At 20.6% G+C, this 1398-nt stretch carries 1 protein-coding gene; it reads right to left on the bottom strand.

The features are described 5' to 3' along the window. Positions 1-165 precede the first annotated feature (165 nt). On the bottom strand, positions 166-702 hold the full coding sequence (locus CSGHG_RS19110) for a hypothetical protein (RefSeq protein WP_010291387.1): 537 nt from the start codon (positions 700-702) through the stop codon (positions 166-168). Between the last annotated feature and the right edge of the window lie 696 nt (positions 703-1398).

The raw sequence follows: 1398 nt of genomic DNA, 5'->3' as shown, positions 1-1398 counted from the left end.
AACTGAGTTTAAAGATTCTACTTTATCAAAATTATCTTGTGAAAGAATTTTATTGGCTGCTCAATGTATGGCGATAACCTCAATAGACTTCTTAGAAAGAGAAGATTTATTAAAAGAAATTACTGTTGATCATTATACTAATATAAAAAATAAAATGAATAGCGTTTAGCTATTCATTTTTATTAACACATTATGAAATCTATTTATTGTTTCCTCATTATAAATTTCATGTTTTTCTCTAATAATATTTATTCTATTTATTAATTTTTTACTAGGTTCAAAATAAAATTTATTTATTTTCCCATTAAACTTATAACTGCAACAATATCTATTCTTTAAACCTAATAAACAACAAGTATACTTATTTCCACTTAATAAACAAAATAATTTGTTACCTTTTATTTTAGTAATATTTTCAATGTCTTTTATTTTTATGTCTGCTACTAAAACTTGTAAATCTCCAACCACTTTATGAATTATTAATTGATCAGCTATTATAGAATACTTATATCTCGTATTACATTTATAAAATTCTAACCCACAACAAATTGCCATTAACCCTAAAAAGAATATATTACAAAATACTCTTACACTTTCAATCTTGTTGTTTATAAAATCCGACAAGAGTATAAATATTATCATCAATAGAAATAAAAATAATAGCGCTGGAAGTTTCTTTCTATATATAGTTTCCTTATACATAGTCCCCCATCTCCAAACCCTCCTAAAATACATATTATAAATTAATTACATGTCTGCCCTAAGTATTATACTAAGCTTTTAATAAATAATCTACTCAATTTTAAAGCATTTAAAGTTGTTTAAAACTAAAAAACTGCATTCAATTGAAATTAACATTATCTTTCCCAATATAACTCTCTATTTCTCTTAATTCATGTCTTTCTTATCAACTTAACAGTAACTTAACCTTAATTTAATATAGTTTAAATTAAGATTGAATTTAAAAATATTAAACTTTTTACTTTTTCATAATACTTATTATATAAAAAATATAATATTTTTTTAATTTATTTGACAACTGATATGTTCTGTATAAGTTTTCAAAACAAAATCCATTCTAATGTTCTTATATATAGGAAAACAATCTTATATTTAAGTTTATTTATAAAATATTTATTATCGTTAATAAAAATAAGTATAACTATAGGCAGTTAAGAATTAAAAGTACTGGATGAAACTGAAAATTAGTTTCTCAAAATAAAAATATTTTAGTATCATTAGGACTATAAGTAAGTAATAATTATAATACCAATTAATTAAAACAACCGTTAACTAACAGCGAAATATTAATTTAAAATTTTCTTATTTGATAAATAAATAAATTTAAAGTTTATTATAAAATCTTATAATAATTGTTAATTTGTAAAAACAAAAAAA

Source organism: Clostridium senegalense JC122, assembly GCF_000285575.1.
GTDB classification, from domain to species: Bacteria; Bacillota; Clostridia; order Clostridiales; family Clostridiaceae; genus Clostridium_J; species Clostridium_J senegalense.
The sequence above is the reverse complement of the archived record's forward strand: the minus strand, read 5'-3'. Positions and strand labels throughout refer to the sequence as shown.

What these genes read in the sequence shown, in the direction of transcription:
- CSGHG_RS19110 (WP_010291387.1), bottom strand. Translation starts at nt 702, where the DNA reads ATGTATAAGGAAACTATATATAGAAAGAAACTTCCAGCGCTATTATTT.